Source organism: Pedobacter africanus (assembly GCF_900176535.1).
In the GTDB taxonomy this organism is placed as follows: domain Bacteria; phylum Bacteroidota; class Bacteroidia; order Sphingobacteriales; family Sphingobacteriaceae; genus Pedobacter; species Pedobacter africanus.
In genome coordinates this window covers 2,999,279-3,019,452 of sequence record NZ_FWXT01000001.1, presented here as the reverse complement: position 1 = coordinate 3,019,452, position 20,174 = coordinate 2,999,279, and the positions used below count along the sequence as shown (strand labels likewise).

Genomic DNA, 20,174 nt, shown 5'->3' with positions numbered 1-20,174 from the left:
GTTATTATTTAAAATAGCCAGTGTAAGGAGATAGTGGTCCAAAAGCAAAATCCGACATTTTATGATATCCTGGCCCAGCAGGATTATAATATCCAACGCCTCTTATCCTATTCCCAACTCTGCTACTTCCTATACCACCATAACTGTCGATTAACTGTTGCTCTCTACCTCTAATTGCAGTATAACCCATGACTCCAACAATTGACCTATCAAGTACCGGGTTTCTATATCCCAAAGCTCGCATATGATGTCCATAATACCTATTCATCATTATGGATTGAGGATCACCATATCCACTTGATCTTCCAACGTAAATCTGCCCTTGTGGACCAACCAACGTATAGGTAACATATACCCTGGTCAAGGCATCATGCACTGCAGCTGCAGTTATTATACCTGCGCCGATTGCTTCGCCGATAGGTAATGGTCCGTCGATTGCAGAACTTGTTAATGCGATAGGAACCGCAGCGCCTAACATTCCCTCTGTTTCGCCAGTCCCCATATTAACCTCGGGCCGAATCACAACAGCATTACGATCTAAAGCAATCTCATCCTTCGCAGGATTAAATTGTCTAGCATCGGATCTATTCTCTACAATTTTATTAACAGGAATAGTATCAAGTCCTAAAGGATCAATAAAATTAATAGGATTATTTAGTACATAATTGTAAGGATTAACGTTAAAATGTTTCTCCGCCAACGGATCCACCACATTCCATCTTCCTATTTCCGGGTCATAAAACCTTGCACCATAATCGAGCTGTCCCAGCTCATTCTGCAACTCCTTGCCGTTATAAAGATATTTATTTACCCCTGTACCTCCAACTTGTTTTCCAAATGGATAGTAATTATTAGACTGCAGGCCCTGAACTGCGCCAGTAGTTGGATGTTGGTTAAAGGTATAGCGTACATTTCCCAGATGGTCTGTCAGGTTATATTCATAAACATAAGTACCCCCGTTATTCCTGGCCTTGCCTTCTTCGGTAATGATGAAATCAATTGCACCACCGGTATATTGGATGCCGCCCACATAATCTGAAGTCGCTTCATCACTACTTACTTTCTTCAGTTTATTACCAGCAGCATCATAAGTATAACTCATGCTTAAGCCTGATTTACTTACTGTTGAAGGCAGGTTCAGGATATTGTAACCTATCGTTACCCCTTTTCTTCCATCAGTAGTTGCATTGCCGTTCAAGTCATAAACATAACCTCCCGTTGTAAGCGCACCGCTAATACTGTTTAATTTGTTACCGGTATAGCTGTAAGTACTTGCTCCTGCGCCATCCCTGTTCATGGAAGCAATATTGCCCATCAAGTCATAGGTGAGATACTCGCTCATTACAACACCTGTACTCACCCCACTTTTCAAGCGGTTCAGCTTGTCATACTCGTAGGTATAAACATTTGGGTAGCTGGTACCGGCACCCCATTCCTGATTGGCAATATTGCCATTGTACTGTGGAATAGTACCCGTATCATACTTTAGGTTGATGCTGAACTGATCTGATTTGCTGTTATTCAGCCAACCTCGCTCATTATACGCATAACTGGTATTCTGCAAGAAGGTGGTGCCATTGTCCCCGCTGTGCAGCTCTTTTTTCAGCAACTGCCCAACCTCATTATAGGCCAATTTGCTCAACACCACTTCTGGTTGCCCGTTGATGGATTGCATCGTAGCCAGTTCCCTGCCCATATGGTCATACTCATAACGGGTGGCAATGATCGTTTCAGGGCCAGAGGCACTGCCTGTATGAGTACGGGTACTGGCTGTCAGTTCACCAGCAAAGTTCCAGGTATTGTCGGTATAATCTTTACCTCCTAAATGGTTTTCTGATGCCGTACGGATCACCCTTCCCTCCTCATCGTAATAGTTTACATTCAGATAACGGGTTGTACTACTCCCCAACTGGTATACAAAACCACCGGTCTGCAATCCCTTAGTCCTTGCAGCAGGCATTTGGGTGCTGCCATTTGGTGGGAGGAAGGTATTGCCATAAAAATTGTAATCATCGTAGTAATTGATGGTGAAATAAGTATCAATGCCAGTATTTGGCAATACCGAATTTGTATAACCTGTTCCGGTACTACTGTTATTGCCGTCATCCCTACCTTCCCATAAAGTACTTTGGGCATCCATTGCCAATTGCAATGCAGCCCTGCCAGCAGTATTGGAATGAACCCCCGTCATTATCACCCTGCCCAGAGCGTCGTACTTGGTAAATAGCCATTTGCCCTTGGCATGTTGTTCGGCATCACGGCTCAATACCAGCTGATCCCGTTTGTTATAAACCATCTCTTCCCGACCTTTGCCCGGGATCTGCTTCTCAACAATCCGCTTGCGGCCATCATAGTGGTATCCATAGATGAACTGACTGAACACAGCATCTGCCTCTGTAAACGAATTTACAGAGACTGCCGGGGGCAGTACATACCTCAAATTCCCTAAATCATCATAAACATAATAAGTGGAATGGGCTATTTCCCCGGTGTTATAAGTCCTTTTCAGCACCACTTTTCCTTCCTGGTCTTTAAACTCCTCAACCGTACCCGATTTCCCATCCCCACTTGTCCAGTTTTCATCTTTAGTAATTGTTTTATACAATTTTCCCTCTTCATAGCTTGTTGCCCCACTAGCTCCAGTTGCTGTCACGACCCAGAGTTTTACTTCGTCGGATATATTAGTGCTATACTTTATTTTCTGGGTATGACCCGCGCTCAGTTGCCAGTTGGCTCCAGGAGAGCCTTGTTCTAATACACGATTTAAGGGTGAGGCTTCAAAGAGAGTTTCCGAAAAAGCACCTGATATAGCAGCTACCCCAACCGCAGCCTGGGCAATCGGATTGTTGTAAAAGGCAAGCTGTTCTGTCAACGCGGCTGGTTTGAAACTACCATTGCTTGTAGAAATACCTGCTGTATAGAGCAGGTATTTGTTCTGCTCCCTACCCAAAGCATCATAAGCCACCGGCTGCACTACATCCCTGAAAGTCGGACTACCCTGTACTGTCACCGTTTGCAAAGGCCTGCCCAAACCGTCAAGATACTGCACCGTTTGGTTCACCTCACAGGTGCTACGACCGCTTTGGTTCACCTGGGTGCTGTTCAATACCCCCGGTACTTTGAATATTTTGGTACTCACGTAATTCTGATTATCACTTAAGCTGCTCAGGAGGGGTACACATTCCTTGAAACTAGCCAGGGCAAAGATCCTTACCGTTTTTCCTGCAGGTATATAAAAGCCATCCTTTAAGGTTACACTCCGTACACCTTTAATCTCGGTTTCATTATTGTAAACATTTAAGATAGGGTTTGGTTGCTGCGCTTTTGCACCTGTAAACCCTGCAAGCAAGCAAACAGCGATATATTTCCATGCCTTTTCAGGCTTTAAATTCAGATATCTTTTCATGGTATAAGGCGTTAAAGTTTATAATGATAATCGTAACTTTTAATGATATTCCCATTCTGGTCTTTTTCGAACCGTAACCTACCAAAGCTGTCATACTCATAATAAACTTTCATTCCTTTGGTGTCCATAGCACTTGTAATACCTACTAATGGTTTATAGGTATAGGTTGTAATAAATGCATGTTTCAATGCCGCACTGGTCCTTAGGGGCGCTAAAAATGAGTTTACCTCTGAATCACTATGATAACCTTCACCAAAAGCACCCAAATCCATACCACTAATTACGGCCTCAACATCTACCCTTCGTGCATTTTCAATCTTGGCAATGGGATAGAGATTTCCATATCCCCATAAAATCGTTGTATAACTATTGCCCTCTTCTTCTATTTCAGTTACGTTTCCTGACCATGGGTCATAACGATAAGTAGCAGTTAGGCTATAATCCGAATCATTCGGCATTCCATTGGACAATGAGTTCACAAAGCCAGATTTAGATTCGGCATTTTTTAGCGCATGTGTAGACCGGGGAACCATGGATAAATCTCCATAATCATATTCTGTAAATGCCGCAGTTTTTGTTTTTTGTTGCCCTCCTTTTTCTATTTCAACAATTTCCTCTATCACCCTATCATGCATATGAGCAAAGCTCCTCATCTCGTCCAACACTGCATTGTTAGCATTTAAATAGTCAGCAGGGCGGAGGTATTTTGTAATGGTATTGCTTCCATCACTATTCGTCAAAACAGTTTTCGTTAATAGTTTATGCTCCGGGTTCTCATAGAAAAAATCTGTATTTTCGATATTGACAGACGTAACAGCTCCCTCTCCATAAGGAAGGTTTGTCAATTTTTCCGTTTTCTTATGCCACCAATCAGAATAAGTTGAATAAAATTTGAACGTATCTGAATAATTCAAGTACCAAGGGTAGCCTTGAGGCATGAGTACTTTCATTCCAACTAACCTCACTCTAGATGAATCTTCTCGTTGATAGCCAATTTCAAGTTCCCGGATTTTTACATAAGCTCCCTGACTATTTTTAAGAAACTCTTCTTTTCTGCTCATTAAGCCATTCGACAAATCTGGCCGCGTGGGAAGATACCGTGAGAAAAAAACATCTGGTTCATTCAGGTAATGGTAAACGGTCTTTCCTCCTGACATAGAAATCCCGTCTGTAAGTTCCACAGATACTTCACTATAACCAACAGCACTTCCGTTAGCCGAATTCGAAAGTGGAATATACGGCGCTGACTCACTATAATTATAATAGCATTTTTGATCGTCCCGATAGCTCCCCCCCAAAATCTGACAAGTAACATTTAAAACATTATACCAATTATAATCATATACAAGCGGACTCATTAATTTACCGCTACTTGCAGTACCATCAGAAGTTGTATACTTATAATTTGTAATTGCCTCCTTTTGCGTGATACCATCCAGTTTTCTGATGCGTTTAATTCTCATCCCTCCTCCAACTTTCGATAACGTGTAACTCCCTGTAATTTCTTCCCATTTCAGAGTACCTTCCGTAGTAAAGTAGGGAGTAGCATAAACTACCACATTGTAGGTTCCAGCCGGTAACTCTGTAATGTAATTGGTTCTGTCATTTTTATTACAGCCGAAATTAAGCGTTATGTGTATGGGCACATTAGTCGAGGTATTGATAATTGAAGCAACTGTTCTATCCATGGTTTCAAGATTACACGCGGGCGATGAAACAGAAGCTGCTACAAGAAATTCGATTAATGTAGTTTGAGATAGGTTCAATGTATAAGAAGGCATCTCTGGTCCCGGAGGATTTGGAACATGTTCTCCATACCTAAAAAAGGATACAACGTGCGGAATTTTAGCAAGTTCCGGCTCTAGGTAGTCATTAGGTTCATAGTCGAAATTTTCAGAACCTCCGGTGGGAAAAGTGATTTTAGACAACGAACCAATTTTTAAATAATTGGCATCACATTCTCTATTTGCTCCATTTACATAATCAACCGCCCCGGACAAGGGATTTACAACCCTGATACGCGGAATAGTGGTGGGCTTGGCCACTCCCATAGTCAGTATATTGGTATTGTCCTTACCATTGTAAAAACCCCAATGATCTTTAGACCTGGAATCTTTATCAGCAATACTATAGTTGTTAAATTCATTATAATCAAACACATATGGAGGCTTACTTTCAGATGCTGTTTTTTCTGTTACAGATTTTAGTCTTAATCGCTTACTTAACGTCCCTCTATTAGTCCCACTTTCGAAATAATCAGTTTGAAAATCAAAAAATTTGAATAATTCCTTTTGACCATTGATAACCCTGTTAATGGTCATTCGGGTTAATTTTTGAGGTTGTGTATTGGTAACATATAGGTCATTATAAGGTGCAATATCTTCCCTTGATGCTGTCGAAAATTCAATAGAAACATGCTTATACCGAATTTCTTTTAAGTATACGTCGTAGTTGATCATCAGACTATTTGTATAAAAATGAGTACTACTGCTGCAAGCAGGATCACTCTCACATTGAACCCCAGGAAAAAGGTCCTCAGTATAGAGATATTTAGCATACATTTCACTCTTCAAAATTGCTCTCCTACTTCCATTAGGCGAGGGATCGGTATACTGAAAATCTATAATCTCGCCTTTATTTGTAATAATCTGTTTTAGATACCATGCAGAGGTATGCAATTGAGGGTATTGTTGCATCGGGTCACTATTCCAATCTAAAGCAGGCAAGGTTTGTGTATAACTTTTTGTTTTTTCCGGAGTACTGAAGAAAAATCGATTTCCATCTACAGTTGTAATTACCCATTCATATGAATTGGTTTGAATATTTAAGGAAACATCAATCTGCATTTTCTGCTGCGAAATCAGCTGAACCTCCAGGGGTTGGGAAACAGATTCCCTGGGTTTGAAAATAAACTTTCCGGAGTTCCCTAAAAAATTAAAATAAAATACGTCAGGCTCTGGGTCGTACTGCTTACTAAGAATAGAATTTGCCAGCACCTCGTCCTGAGTATTGTTCCCTCCTGGATAAACATTATCTTCCCCCACGCTCGGCAGTTTAACATCAGGATAACCGATATGACCTGTTCCACTACTACTCTCAACAGGGATATCATCTAATCCCTTGACTGATCTGGTAATTACTCCTCCAGCAAACAGACTCCAGCCCAAACCTACCCATGACGCTTCGTCCTCAACCCTTACACCAGTTGCCTGATAGGCTAATGATATTGGCAATTTAAATCCCTTTGCATCTATTTCATACAGTGGAATGTTGATCGAAGGCACACCTGTATAGGTAGAAACAGGAGTCTCCGCATATGCTCCGAGACCAGCAGCAGTGGGCGAAGGCGGAATTGGAATCGAAACACGTGTTTCCTGAGCATTGCCTGTTAATATTGTTGCACAATGGAAAATGGCTAGAATAGCAATTATTTTAATCCATTTTTTCTTTATATTCTTCATGTATTTAAGTTTTAATGATTACTCATTTGATTTCTGTCTTCCTTAGTCTTTCTTCCAGGTTTTGGTTAACCTTACGTTCATCAATTAACCGTTTATCCATCTCAATCAAATGCAGGGTCAGCTCCTCAATCTTCTGCAGCAGCTTCGCATTCATCTCTCCCAAATCAATCCCACCAGCCTTCACCTCCGCTGCAGAAGGAATACCCGGCAAATGCCCTTTGTCTTTAATGTGTTTTTCAGTTTCCTGAAGGGTTGGAAGTTGATGTTCTTTTGTAAAAACATAATCTGGCCAGGCTCCCTGTAAGCTAACCTTAACCGATTCTGTAACCATATTGCCTGCAACAGCCAGTTTATAACCTTTGGTGTCTGTTGTACCGATTCCTACTTTTCCAGAGAAATAAGATTGTTCGGATGAAGAGGGCTGAACTCCCAACAAGGAAGCTATTGAAGGCTCGTCTCCGTTTACCATATCTACCCGTGGCGCATAAAAGTATTGCCGGTCATTTACATCCGGATCATAGTATAAATAGGATCGATGGTAAGTGGTGGTTGATGACGTGGAGAATTTATAATCCATAATTTCATTAACCTTAGCTCCGGTTACTCCGTCATAAATTCCACCATAACTAGTTGTTGAAGGATCACCACTACCGTGAACGTAGCCCACAATCAGGTACCATTTGTTCAGCTCCGGCAAATCCCCATACCAGAAATACGGATTGCCATTAGCAACACCGTCCAATCCCAGTACTTCACCACAACCTAAATACGAGTCACCAGAAACGGAATTCGTTTTTTTCATCCATACCGTAAAGCGGTACATGCTGTTGTGATTAATTGCAAAAGGCAAAGAATTCCATCCGCCATCTGCATTGGAATTTCCATCTGGGATTGCTTTCCATAGCAGCACCCGCTTTCCATGAGGGCCAATTCCCCACTCTCTCACATTTTCTGCACTAGACCCATTTGCACCAAATATGCCTGCGCTCCCCTGCCCCTCTACCCAATCCTGCATATTCAAAAGGTTCTGAGCGCTCAGCGATAGCTGGTTCATTAAAACAATAGCAATGGCCATTATTTTAGATTTGACTGTCCATCTCATGTTCAGTTTTTTAAGATTATTTGCGGTTACGTTTTAGAAGGTCTATTTCCTGCTGCTGGGCTGATATTTTAGCTTCAAACTTTTTATTCTGCTCAATCAAATGCAGCGTCAGCTCCTCTATTTTCTGCAGCAGCTTCGCATTCATTTCACCCAAATCAACCCCATTGGCTTTTACTTCTGCAGCAGAAGGAATACCCGGCAAATGCCCTTTGTCTTTAATGTGTTTTTCTGTTTCCTGAAGCGTTGGAAGCTCGTAGTCTTTTGCAAAGACATAGTCCGGCCAGTTCGCTGTCTCTACTTTGATTTCATGCGCACGGATATTGCCATTAACAGCAAGCTTGGAATTAGGCGTCATGGTGCCAATACCTACATTACCCGTATGTTGGATCATAAATAATTGATTACCGGTATTATTGCTTAAATAGATGCCAGAATTTCCGGAGGCTAAATAAGCTGGGGTAGCATCTCCAAATTTAATATTGTTGGTAAAGGTTGATGCCGGAACGAAAACATCAAGTTTTGCAGCAGGAGCTTCTGTTCCTATTCCAACATTTCCAGAAGTTACCCTTAAGCCATCCCCTTGCACATCTACAAAACTCTTGCTATGTCCATATCCCGGATAAAGAATAATCCCTGTATCCCACTGCAATCTTAATTGTTGATAGGCTGGCGCTGTCCATGGTCCGGGGGTTCTATATATACCATAATTTAAAGGAGCAGTATTATACCAGGTAATCCCATCCGGACCATTTGTTCCATCGTTAACTTCGTTAAAACTCAATTTCGCAGCAGGACTTGTCGTCCCTATCCCAACATTACCTGTTGTCGGAAATGTGTTCGTAGTTTGAGCGGTTGCGGCAAGTGATGAAACTGCCAGAATCAGGGTGTAAATTTTCTTCATAACCTGTTGTGATAAGAGTGAAATACTTAGACAGCTAAAGCTAAATCACTCATTCTTAACAAAAAAGAACATTCGCATAACCCCCAGTACTAAAGAAGAACCCCAGGTTATAAAATATAACCAGGAGGAATATTTTCATGACAATTCAGCTCAGCCCTCTAAAATGGGTGCGATTATGATGCGCGGATCTATACCTAAAAGTTTAAAAATATGCCTTAGCCTGAAGGCAGAAAAACCAGACTTCCCGGCTTCCATTTTACTATAGGCAGTCTGCGAAATATTCAGCTTTTTGGCCATGTAATCCTGCGACAAATTCTTTGACCTCCTGTAGCTACGGATAGCGATACCCAGTTCTGTGTAAAACTGCTGTTCCAGGAGTTCCAAATCATAAGTGGTTTCGATCTGCGTTAAAACTATTCTCATAATACCTGCTGTTCATTTATTGCCTGAACAACCTTCCAATACTAAGAATAGTAAGGGCAACCAGTTTGCCCTTTGTTATTTTTCTGAAAATATTTTAAAATAATTTTTTCAGAGTATAAAACCGCTTTTAAACTACTTTTAAGGCATAAAAAAGAACCGACCGAACCAAAAAAACCTGAATACATAAAAAAAGTCGGGGCTAAAAAATTGCCCCGGCACGTCGTTTTTTTAAGATGTATGAATTCAAAATGCTGGTGTAGGAAAGTCGCGCGGGCTGTGATGTACCCGCTGCATGTTGCACTATAGCGCCTTGATCTCTTCTATTGAAAGTTTGGTAAGTTTCGAAATTGTTTCGATCAAGAACTTATCTTTTTTCATTTCAGCTGCAATTTCCAGAGCCTCGGCATGGCGTCCTTCTTCTCTGCCCTCTTTCTTGAATTTGTCTAATAAATATTCTTCTGTTCCCATAGGAGTAGTCCTTCCCAGTAGTAATTCAACTTCTTTAATAATTATGTTTTGGCACACTCGCTGCAAGAACCACCTGTTGCTGTATGGGCTTTTTCAGCCCTTACGGCCATAGGTGGTAAATTTTCAGGTAAATGATCTGACAAATCACCAAGGATTTTATATCAGAGCTTGATTGAAAGTTCCAAATGGCCTCCCAATCCAATTTCTACAATTTTCTGCAGCGTTGAAAACCGGACTTCTTTTATGTTGTTCTCAATTTTGGAAATATAAGATTTGGTTGTACCTGTTTTGTCTGCCAATTGCTGCTGTGTTAAACCCTTTTCTAACCGGGCTTCATGTATGAGTGCCCCGATCTTGAAATTTTCATAACCAGCTTCAAGTACCATTCGTTTTTCAGTGCCTGCTTTGCCGTAATGTTTATCTTTAAACTGCTCCAAGCTTATTGTATCTGGTTTACCTGTTTTCATACTCTTTTTTTATCTGAATTGCCTTTTCTATTTCTTGTTTGGGTGCTTTCTGGGTCTTTTTCTGAAAACCATTCATGAGCACAACCAGGCTACCCTGGTCAAAGAAGCAAAATATTCTAAAAATATCACTCCCCTGCTGAACACGTATTTCAAATAGCCCATCAGTATTCTCCAAATGCTTTAAGTAATTTTCAGGAACCCTATCCAGTTCCTCAATGAGTTGGATAGTCCAAATAATCTTGTCCTTTACTTTATCCCGTTGCTTTATAAAGAACTGCTCAAAATGATCTTTGTAGAATACTATTGTTTTCTTTTTATTAACCATACAAATATGGTTAAAGTTTCACTAAAGTGAAACATGATTTATTTTATTCCTGTTTCAATTAGTAAGCATGGTAAATTTATGGGCTTAACACCTGAGCAACCACAGAAAATGAGATATTTATTTTTTAGTCTAAACGATCAGACTCGAAAACAGCCCCAAACCTACTCAAAAATACATTTGACAGCTCAAATTCTGAGTGTTAACCTTACACTATCGGCATATTTTTAAAAGTTTTTTACCAGCGAATATATTTTTCTTTATACCATTGCGATAATTTTTTTAGTATCTTTATATAACGGGGTACCATACTATGACTGCTTATAGTTCATTTACCGACCAGGAACTGACCAGCTTGCTACAGCAGGGTGACCAAACTGCGTTTACCGAAATTTACCGCAAGTACTGGCCCGAGGTTTACCAGGGTGCATACCGGAGGCTACGCGACAAAGAGCAGTGCCAGGACATTGTGCAGAATGTATTTGCAATGCTTTGGGACCACAGGCTGCAAAACCAGGTGAACAACATTGCTGCTTACCTGCATACGGCAGTAAAGTTCCAGGTTATAAAATATGTAAGCCGCAGGCCCAGGCAATGTGAGCTGCTGGAAAGCTTTGATGAACTGATCAGTTCGCCCATACAGGTAGATGACCCTTTACTGGAAAAAGAAATTGTTAAGCTGCTGCAGTTGTATATTGATACCCTGCCCCGTAAAAGGAAAGAGATTTTTGTGCTGTATTATACCGAGGGGATTTCTACCAGTGAAATAGCCGAGCGGCTGGGCATTTCGCAAAAAACAGTACAAAACCAGATCAATACCGTTAATACAGCTTTAAGGGCCAGAATGGCACATTTGCTTACAGTTGTAATTGTAGCGGGGTTTATAAATTAAATTATTTCAATTTTTTTTTGGGAGTTTTTGTGCCTTATGGTACATACATACAAAGGGGCTTTATTAAGCATACAGCATGAACAGATATACCACACGGCCAGACTTGTTAAAAATGATGCAGAAGTATGAGGAAGGTACTGCTACCGCAGCTGAAACAGCCTTTATTGACAGGTATTATGCTTTTTTTGACCAGCACCATAAACAAGACCTGCCATTAGACCCTGCAACGCAGGAAAGTATGCAGCAGGAAATGGAGACCTGGCTGGCAAATTATATTAACCAGCCTAAGCCGGTTAGCAAACGTAGCAAATTATGGCCACGCATTGGCATAGCTGCGGCGGTTGCAGGCATAGCCATGGGCACCTGGTTTTATACCAATGAGCTTGCCTGGTTGCGAAAAGCTCCTGGCAATGACCAGTGGGTTAAAAACGACATTGCCCCCGGCGGCAACCACGCTACCTTAACCAGCAATGGTAACACCATAAACTTAAGCGAAGCTAAAACCGGAATAGATGTTAAAGCTTCTACGCTATCCTATAACGATGGTACCGTCATCTCGAGCGCAGCGAGAGATCTCTTGAATAGCACAGACAAGAGATCTCTCCCTAACAGTCGAGATGACGCGCGAGGTCGAGATGACGCAAGCGTGTTAACGCTTGCCACCCCAAAAGGTGGAACTTACTCCATAATTTTGCAAGATGGTACAAAAGTTTGGTTAAACGCTGATAGTAAATTGGAGTTTTTCTCAAATTATAGGAATAAACTCCAAAGAATTGTAAAGTTAACCGGTGAAGGATATTTTGAAGTAGCCAGGGTATTCTCTCCGGCCAGGAATGGAAAAGGCCCCCAACGGCTCCCTTTTATTGTAGAAAGCAATGGGCAGGTTGTAGAGGTATTGGGTACACACTTTAACATTAGTGCGTATAAAGGCGAACCGATCAGGACTACTTTGCTAGAAGGCTCTGTAGCGGTAACTTCTACTACCCCCCTACCTAAAACATCTGACACACGAGCAATAACTTATTCAGGTACTGTTCTTAAACCTAACCAACAGGCTGTTGTAACAGGGAATGAAAAAATAACCGTCGGCGAAGCCGACCCTAATGCCACCGCCTGGAAAAGCGGAAAATTCCGGTTTAACAATACCAGCCTGGAAGAGGTAATGAAACAACTGGCCAGATGGTATGATGTTGAGGTAATATACCCTAACGGGATACCAGATGAAAGGTTTACAGGAGGCATAAACCGAAACAGCAAAGCATCAGAAGCCTTACGGATACTGCAGATTATGAAGGTGAAATTCAAAATAGAAGGAAAACAGATCATCGTATCAAAATAACCAATATGAATCATCAAAGAGCCTAACCAACTCTTACCAGATAATAAGATTAAGTAATTAAACAATAGGAGGAACAAAACCAAACGCGCTAAAGGAACAAGAAAGAAGAGGAAAAATATAGGGGCAAAATAATAAGCCGGAAAGTGGTCTCAAGCACGATCCGGCAGATGATTGAGCCAACCTTTGCCGGTACAAGACCGGCATAAAAAAGTTATTAGTCAACAACAATTTATCAACTCAACCAAACCAAAGTTATGCAATTATTTGCTTATAACCCAGGTATACCGTTATTGCGTATACCGCCTAAACTAATATTAATAATGAAGAATCATGAAAAACGGCCTGACAGGCCATATAAAAGGTAAAGTGGGCAACCTGGTATTTTATACCATAAATGGCAAACAGGTAACACGTACCATAGGTAAAACAACCAAACCTCCAACAGAAAAACAAAAACAGACCCATGCAGAGATGGCGGCCATCAATAAGTTTTTAAAGCCGGTTCTTGAATTTATAAGCCTGGGTTTTGCTTTAAAAGCCATTAACACCGGCAAAAACGCCTTTAACCTGGCCCTGGGCTACAACAAAAAATATGCCTTGCAAGGCAACTGCGCTGATGGCATTAGCATTGATTATGAAAAGGTGCTGCTTACGCAAGGGAGCTTATGCCCGCCGCTTAATGCAGCTGTAAGCCCCGGCCCACAGGGACTTAATTTTACCTGGGAAGTACAGCAAGGTACAGAATGGCCCGAAACAACAGACCAGGTGATGCTGCTTGCCTATTTTCCGGAACTGCAAAAGGCGGTATATGTGCTGGCTGGTGCCAGCAGGATAAAAGGTGCTGATGTATTGCCCTTACAGCCAGCGCTGTTAACAGCCCATATGGAGGTATACATTGCCTTTATTGCGGCCGACAGGAAAAAAATTAGCGACAGCATGTATTTAGGAAAAGTTAATTAACTTTAATAGTACACTAGTGCAAGCAATAAACCCTTAAAACTAAATAAATGAAACAGAAAATCCTCTTTGTACTGAGCCTGCTTTTTGGGCTGATGTTTATTAACGCCGGATTAAACAAATTTTTTAACTACATGCCAGCCCCTAAAGACATGCCGGCAGACCTGATGAAAGTAATGGGGGCGGCCATGCAGATAGAATGGCTGATGCCCCTGGTAGGGCTGGCCGAAGTTCTTGGCGGTCTGCTTTTTATTCCTAGCAAAACCAGGGCCCTGGGCGCCATTATCCTTTTCCCGGTAATGGTAGGGATTGTATTAACCAATGCCATGTATGCACCATCGGGCTTTGCCATTGTAGCGCCGCTGCTGGCCGTACACCTATGGGTAATTGTAGAAAACCGCGAGAAATATGCGGCAATGATAAAATAACAATGCTGTTATTTAGAATTATTCAAAATAATTTGTAAGTTGAAGCAGTTTGATTAGATTTGACTCAGTTTAGAACAATTCTAAATTGAGTCAAATCTTTATCTATGTGCAAGCCAACAGTAATCAGTAAAAAAGGAGATGTATCGGTAACGCAATGCCTGAATTGCAAAATGATCAACATCTGGAACAAAAGTACCCTCATTAGCTTTTCGTTTGAGCAGTTCCACGCCTTTATACGGGCAACAGAAAACCTGAAATTTGACGATTACCTGGAACATGCACCTGATGGGACTGAAGTGGTGATACTGGCCACCCCCTACCCAGACATCAGCATGGTATTTACCCGCGCCGAATGGTATGAGTTTTTCCAGGCGCTATATGAAGCGCAGTTTATGCAGCAAGTTTACCAGCTGGTTCATAATTAGCCCAAAAATTCCCAGTAATTGTTTCTGTTGATAACACTTATGAGATTTGGTTGATAAGTTTCCAGGTATGCTTTGGGAAACTTTACCTTAACCTTTGGATTCCATTTGATTTCGTAAACAGATATTTTACCATCCTGCTCCTCCATATAATCTATTTCAGCTTGTGCGGTGTTACGCCAAAAAAAAGTATTACCATAAAAACCGTTGTAAGAAAGCTGTTTCTTTCTCTCGCTAATGATAAAATTCTCCCAAAGAGCCCCTACATCATTTCGTTCTGATATTGGGGCGAAATTATTGATAATGGTATTGCGAACCCCATTATCGTAAAAATAGATCTTTCTTGTGCTGCTGATTTCGTTACGAAGATTTCTGGAAAAAGGATTAAGCCTGAAAACCACGAAGGACTTTTCCAACAGATCAATGTAACTGCTTATTGTCACCTTATCTGCACCTACTGTTTGGGCTAGTTCATTATAAGAAACTTCATTACCCACCTGCCAGGCCAAAGCTTGCAGGAGTTTTAATAATACATCAGGTCTGCGTACACCCCCAGATTCCAAAATATCTTTATACAGATAACTACCGGCCAGGTTGTTAAGAATTTCAACTGCATCCCCAGGATTCGTTATTACGTCAGGATACATCCCAGTGATCAAAAAATTTTCTAGTCTCGATTCAACCTGGGGGAAAGAAAAAGATTCTTTTAACTCTTTCCAGGAAAAGGGATATAGCCGATACTCCCATTTACGTCCTGTCAAAGGTTCGTTTATATTATTTGCTATTTCCAATGCTGATGATCCCGATATAAAAAGCTGAATATCCTTCTTGGCGTCAATAATCATCTTGGCGCTTAAGCCTATATTTTCAAGTCTTTGCGCCTCATCAATCACCACAACTTTGGCATTGCCAATATAGTTGTTAATGAAAGCCTGACTCGGATTAGCCCAGGACAAACGAGTAGCAGGATCATCTCCATTTATATAAATATAATCAGGATTCAAATCTGCCGCTATTTCTGAGATCAGTGTAGTTTTTCCAACCTGGCGGGGCCCTAATAAAATTATCGCTTTCTTATAATCAACCCTTTTCTTCAAGGTAGCCTGTAGTGTTCTTTCAATCATAATCGAAAATGCTAATCACCAAATATAACCTTTTTTAGTGATCGTAATCACCAAATTAATACTTTTTTGGTGATCATGATCGCCAAATCACTGAAAATTGAACCTACTCAAATACTACTGTTTTGTTCCGGTATACAAATACCCTGTCGTTCAGCACCAGTCTTAAGGCTTTGGCCAGCACAGCAGTTTCAATCTCCTTGCCCGATTTTACCATATCGGCAGCAGTATAGGAATGGTTTACCGGGATGATTTGCTGGGCAATGATTGGCCCTTCATCCAGATCGTCGGTTACAAAATGGGCTGTAGCACCAATTAGCTTTACGCCCCTTTCAAAAGCCTGCTTGTAAGGGTTGGCCCCGGCAAAGGCAGGTAAAAAGGAGTGGTGTATATTGATGACCCTGTTGGGGAAATTGGCCACAAAAGCCGGTGACAGGATACGCATAAACTTAGCCAGCACAATGTAATCAGGATTATAGGCCTGGATTTTGGCTATGATCTCCTGTTCAGACACTGCCTTGTCTTCGTGATAGGGGATCAGGAAAAATGGGATGTCAAAGCGGTCGCAGATCTTCTTGAGTACATCGTGGTTCCCGATTACACACAGCACACTGGCCCCTAAGGTACCAAAGCTGTTCCTGATCAGGATATCGGCCAGGCAATGGTATTCTTTGGTTACCATGACCACAATCCTTTTATCCGGAACCGGGTTTACCTGGATAATGGCCCCATCGGGCAATACGGCTTTCATTTCTGCCTCCAAAAGCACCTCATCGGCAAGGCCATCGACCTCTAAACGCATGAAAAAACGGTTTTCCGCTTTATCTACATGCTCGCGCATGGAGATGATATTGAGCCGGGCCTCTGACAAAATCCTGGAAATATCGGCTACCAGGCCTACCTGGTCTTTGCATTGTATAATAATAATCATATGAGCGTATTATTTTAAATTAAGCAGCAAGATAGCAATATTCGGGCTGCTGAGGATTAAGATTTTACATACTTTTGTATTCCTGATTATACTTCATCCAAAAACATAAGTCATGCCCTCACAATTGAACAAAAAAGCCTCCCCTTTGATGGTGATTATTGCCTTCGCCGTAGTCTATATCGTATGGGGTTCTACCTATTTCTTTATCCAGAAAGCCCTGGCGGGTTTTCCTCCCTTTATATTGGGTGCCTTCCGCTTTTTGGCAGCCGGTATATTGCTGCTGGGCTGGTGTACCCTGAAAGGTGAAAAGATCATTGACAAGAAAAGCATTAAGCATGCCGTTATTGCCGGTATACTGATGCTGGGGGTAGGTAATGGCCTGGTGATATGGGTAGAGCAGTCTATCCCCAGCGGCCTGGTGGCCATCCTGGTATCATCTGCAGCGATGTGGTTTGTGGTGCTGGATAAACCCAAATGGGGCGAAAACCTGCGCAGCAAATCTACCATTATGGGGCTTATTGTAGGGTTTATAGGTGTAATCCTGTTGTTTGCCGAGCAGCTGTCGCATACGCTCAGCAGCAATCAGGGCAGCACGCAGATTATAGGTATTGTGTTGCTGTTGCTTGCCCCTATTGGCTGGGCAGCAGGTTCTTTATATTCAAAATACAATTCAACAGATACCGTTTCCGTGTCGGTAACGACTTCCTGGCAGATGCTGGCTGCAGGCCTGGCCTTTATACCGGGCATATTCCTGAACTCAGAAGCTGAAACTTTTAACTGGCAAAATGTATCGGCCGATGCCTGGCTATCGGTAGGCTACCTGGTGATTTTTGGCTCTATAGCCGCATTTAGTGCTTATGTATGGTTGTTGAGCGTACGCCCGGCAACACAGGTAAGCACTTATGCCTACGTTAACCCGGTGGTTGCCGTATTACTGAGTGTGTTGTTTACCAGCGAAAGGGTAACCTTTATACAGATTATAGGCCTGGTGGTTATCCTGGCCAGTGTATTGCTCATTAACCTGGCCAAATACAGGAAAGAGAAAAAGGATAAAGAGGTGGCAGCTTATTCGAAATAATTAAGGGTTTTATAACCGCCCTGTTTCAGGTACTCGTCTTTTTTCATGAGGTGCAGGTCTGACTGTACCATGTCTTTTACCAGTGCAGGTAAGTCGTACTTTGGTTTCCAGCCCAGCTTGGTATTGGCCTTGGTTGGGTCGCCCAGTAACAGGTCTACTTCTGTAGGGCGATAGTATTTCTCGTCTACCTGTACTACAACAGTGCCAGGCTTAAGATTGGTATCGTTTAAGCCCAGTCTGGCCACAGTTTCCTGGTCTACATCGATGATCACACCACGCTCGTACTGGTCTTTACCGCTAAATTCTACCTCTATCCCCAGTTCTGCAAAGCTCATCTTCACAAAATCCCTTACGGTAGTGGTTATGCCTGTAGCAATTACAAAATCTTCGGCCTTTTCCTGCTGTAGGATGAGCCACATGGCCTCGATGTAATCTTTGGCATGGCCCCAGTCTCGCTGTGCCGACAGGTTGCCCAGGTACAGGCAGTTTTGCAGGCCCAGGGCAATTTTAGCCGCAGCACGTGTAATTTTACGGGTAACAAAGGTTTCTCCCCTTAGCGGGCTTTCATGGTTAAACAAAATGCCATTGCAGGCGTACATGTTGTAAGCCTCGCGGTAGTTTACGGTGATCCAGTAAGCATACAGCTTGGCCGCAGCATAAGGCGAACGAGGGTAAAAAGGTGTGGTTTCGCTTTGCGGAACAGCCTGTACCAGCCCGTACAGCTCGGATGTGGAAGCCTGGTAAACTTTAGTTTTAGCTTCCAATCCTAAAATCCTGATGGCTTCCAGCAGCCTTAATGTACCTATGCCATCGGCATTGGCCGTATATTCGGGCATTTCAAAACTGACATGCACGTGGCTCATGGCCGCAAGGTTATAAATTTCGTCTGGCTGTATTTCCTGGATAATACGGATCAGGTTGGTAGAATCGGTAAGATCGCCGTAATGCAGCTTAAACTTAACGCCCTGCTCATGCTGGTCGTGATACAGGTGATCTATACGATCGGTATTGAATGATGAGGCCCGTCTTTTTAAACCATGTACAAAATATCCTTTTTTGAGTAGAAACTCAGCTAAATATGCTCCATCCTGTCCTGTAACACCGGTTATTAACGCAACTTTCATCAATTTTAAATTCTTAATTAAGCCGTAAACATACGGAATTTTTAATTTTTCTTACAGCCTGGCATCCGCAAACCTACGGTCTATAAAAGATTTGGTGTCAAAAATAATGGCACCGTTTGCTTTATACTTTGCATAATCGAGTTCCAGGAACTCATTGTGAGCTACCGCAATTACAATAGCCTTATAGTTAAAGCCTGTTAAGGCCGGTTTAAGGGTAATGCCATATTCCAGCGCAACTTCATCTGCATTTGCCCATGGGTCATACACATCTACCTGCATGCCAAACTGCTGCAGCTCGGTATAAATGTCTATTACCCTCGTATTTCTGATGTCTGGGCAGTTTTCTTTGAAAGCGAAGCCCAGGATTAGCGCCTGCTCGCCTTTTACCGGCGAACCGCTGGCGATCATCATTTTAACCACTTTGCTGGCCACAAAAACGCCCATGTTCTCGTTTACCCTACGGCCCGAAAGGATGACCTGCGGTGTATAGCCCAGGGCATTGGATTTATGGGCAAGGTAATAAGGATCTACACCGATGCAATGCCCGCCAACCAGGCCTGGTTTGTATTTTAAAAAATTCCATTTGGTGCCCGCGGCAGCAATTACATCTGCGGTATCTATATCCAGTTTATCAAATATCAGGGCCAGTTCATTTACAAAAGAAATGTTGGCATCGCGCTGCGCATTTTCTATAGCCTTTGAAGCTTCTGCCACTTTGATGCTGGGTGCTTTATGAGTACCCGCTGTAATGATGCTGCCGTACAAGCTGTCAATCCAATCGGCCACTTCGGGTGTTGAACCTGCGGTAACTTTAATGATTTTGGTAAGCGTATTGACCTTATCGCCCGGGTTGATCCGCTCGGGGGAATAGCCGCAGTAAAAATCTGTATTGTATTTTAGTCCGGAGTATTTTTCGAGCACAGGCACGCAGTCTTCCTCGGTACAGCCCGGGTAAACCGTAGATTCATAAATCACGATATCGCCCTTTGCCAGATAGGCCGCCAGCATTTCGGAAGCCCCGAGCAGGGGTTTAAGGTCGGGTGCCTTGAACTGATCTATAGGCGTAGGCACGGTTACTATATAAACATTACAGGCAGCCAGGTCTTGCTTATCTGAGGAAAGCCTTAGCCCCTGGTCCAATACTTTGCCTAAGGCATTCAGATCGGCTTCTTTGGTGCGGTCTTTACAGGCTTTAAGTTCATTGACCCGCGCCGTATCGATATCGAAACCCAGCACCTGGTATTGCTTTGCAAATTCAATGGCAAGGGGGAGCCCCACATAACCCAGACCTATAATTGCAATATGCGGCTTGTTTGCTGACATGCAGGCAAA

The 20,174-nt window shown here is 42.3% G+C and carries 18 protein-coding genes; 6 read left to right on the top strand and 12 right to left on the bottom strand.

Features of this window, described 5'->3' with window-relative positions; genetic code table 11:
- Window positions 1-4: 4 nt before the first annotated feature.
- The 8 genes from B9A91_RS12630 to B9A91_RS12600 all read right to left on the bottom strand — a co-directional run bounded on the left by B9A91_RS12630 (window position 5) and on the right by B9A91_RS12600 (window position 10,553).
- Window positions 5-3,406 carry a DUF6443 domain-containing protein gene (locus B9A91_RS12630; RefSeq protein WP_084239038.1) on the bottom strand — a complete coding sequence of 1,134 codons (3,402 nt, stop codon included), beginning with the start codon at window positions 3,404-3,406 and terminating at the stop codon, window positions 5-7.
- 11 nt (window positions 3,407-3,417) lie between these two features.
- Window positions 3,418-6,867 (bottom strand): hypothetical protein, encoded by a 3,450-nt coding sequence (locus tag B9A91_RS12625; protein ID WP_084239036.1) that lies wholly within the window; start codon window positions 6,865-6,867, stop codon window positions 3,418-3,420.
- A gap of 22 nt (window positions 6,868-6,889) precedes the next feature.
- Window positions 6,890-7,969 carry a hypothetical protein gene (locus B9A91_RS12620; RefSeq protein WP_235012544.1) on the bottom strand — a complete coding sequence of 360 codons (1,080 nt, stop codon included), beginning with the start codon at window positions 7,967-7,969 and terminating at the stop codon, window positions 6,890-6,892.
- Between the two features lie 16 nt (window positions 7,970-7,985).
- Window positions 7,986-8,870, bottom strand: a complete 885-nt coding sequence (locus tag B9A91_RS12615) for a hypothetical protein (RefSeq protein ID WP_084239031.1) — start codon at window positions 8,868-8,870, stop codon at window positions 7,986-7,988.
- A gap of 150 nt (window positions 8,871-9,020) precedes the next feature.
- Window positions 9,021-9,293, bottom strand: a complete 273-nt coding sequence (locus B9A91_RS12610) for a helix-turn-helix domain-containing protein (protein ID WP_084239029.1) — start codon at window positions 9,291-9,293, stop codon at window positions 9,021-9,023.
- Between the two features lie 300 nt (window positions 9,294-9,593).
- A complete protein-coding gene (locus B9A91_RS24245; protein WP_200815637.1) occupies window positions 9,594-9,761 on the bottom strand; it encodes a hypothetical protein in 168 nt (55 codons plus the stop codon).
- Between the two features lie 161 nt (window positions 9,762-9,922).
- On the bottom strand, window positions 9,923-10,228 hold the full coding sequence (locus B9A91_RS12605; protein WP_084239027.1) for a helix-turn-helix domain-containing protein: 306 nt from the start codon (window positions 10,226-10,228) through the stop codon (window positions 9,923-9,925).
- Window positions 10,215-10,553 (bottom strand): type II toxin-antitoxin system RelE/ParE family toxin, encoded by a 339-nt coding sequence (locus tag B9A91_RS12600; protein ID WP_084239025.1) that lies wholly within the window; start codon window positions 10,551-10,553, stop codon window positions 10,215-10,217. Before B9A91_RS12600 ends, B9A91_RS12605 begins: the two co-directional genes overlap by 14 nt.
- A 310-nt stretch (window positions 10,554-10,863) precedes the next feature.
- Here B9A91_RS12600 and B9A91_RS12595 point away from each other — a divergent pair, with 310 nt between their 5' ends.
- The 5 genes from B9A91_RS12595 (at window position 10,864) to B9A91_RS12575 (ending at window position 14,591) form a co-directional block, all read left to right on the top strand.
- Window positions 10,864-11,442, top strand: a complete 579-nt coding sequence (locus B9A91_RS12595) for an RNA polymerase sigma factor (protein WP_084239023.1) — start codon at window positions 10,864-10,866, stop codon at window positions 11,440-11,442.
- A 76-nt stretch (window positions 11,443-11,518) separates the two neighbouring features.
- On the top strand, window positions 11,519-12,781 hold the full coding sequence (locus B9A91_RS12590) for a FecR family protein (RefSeq protein ID WP_084239021.1): 1,263 nt from the start codon (window positions 11,519-11,521) through the stop codon (window positions 12,779-12,781).
- A 330-nt stretch (window positions 12,782-13,111) separates the two neighbouring features.
- On the top strand, window positions 13,112-13,741 hold the full coding sequence (locus B9A91_RS12585) for a DUF6266 family protein (protein ID WP_084239019.1): 630 nt from the start codon (window positions 13,112-13,114) through the stop codon (window positions 13,739-13,741).
- Between the two features lie 47 nt (window positions 13,742-13,788).
- Window positions 13,789-14,166 (top strand): DoxX family membrane protein, encoded by a 378-nt coding sequence (locus tag B9A91_RS12580; protein ID WP_084239016.1) that lies wholly within the window; start codon window positions 13,789-13,791, stop codon window positions 14,164-14,166.
- 104 nt (window positions 14,167-14,270) lie between these two features.
- Window positions 14,271-14,591, top strand: a complete 321-nt coding sequence (locus B9A91_RS12575; protein ID WP_084239014.1) for a hypothetical protein — start codon at window positions 14,271-14,273, stop codon at window positions 14,589-14,591.
- On the opposite strand, the gene B9A91_RS12570 is transcribed toward B9A91_RS12575, so the two are convergent.
- Window positions 14,588-15,712 (bottom strand): ATP-binding protein, encoded by a 1,125-nt coding sequence (locus B9A91_RS12570; RefSeq protein ID WP_084239012.1) that lies wholly within the window; start codon window positions 15,710-15,712, stop codon window positions 14,588-14,590. The genes B9A91_RS12575 and B9A91_RS12570 overlap by 4 nt on opposite strands.
- Before the next feature lie 103 nt (window positions 15,713-15,815).
- A complete protein-coding gene (gene purU / locus B9A91_RS12565; protein ID WP_084239009.1) occupies window positions 15,816-16,640 on the bottom strand; it encodes a formyltetrahydrofolate deformylase in 825 nt (274 codons plus the stop codon).
- Between the two features lie 112 nt (window positions 16,641-16,752).
- On the opposite strand from purU, the gene B9A91_RS12560 reads away from it, so the two are divergent.
- Window positions 16,753-17,718, top strand: a complete 966-nt coding sequence (locus B9A91_RS12560) for an EamA family transporter (RefSeq protein ID WP_084239007.1) — start codon at window positions 16,753-16,755, stop codon at window positions 17,716-17,718.
- Here B9A91_RS12560 and gmd read toward each other — a convergent pair.
- Both gmd and B9A91_RS12550 read right to left on the bottom strand, forming a co-directional pair.
- Window positions 17,706-18,842 carry a GDP-mannose 4,6-dehydratase gene (gene gmd / locus B9A91_RS12555; protein ID WP_084239004.1) on the bottom strand — a complete coding sequence of 379 codons (1,137 nt, stop codon included), beginning with the start codon at window positions 18,840-18,842 and terminating at the stop codon, window positions 17,706-17,708. The two genes, B9A91_RS12560 and gmd, sit on opposite strands and share 13 nt — an antisense overlap.
- 51 nt (window positions 18,843-18,893) lie before the next feature.
- A complete protein-coding gene (locus B9A91_RS12550) occupies window positions 18,894-20,165 on the bottom strand; it encodes a nucleotide sugar dehydrogenase (protein ID WP_084239700.1) in 1,272 nt (423 codons plus the stop codon).
- Between the last annotated feature and the right edge of the window lie 9 nt (window positions 20,166-20,174).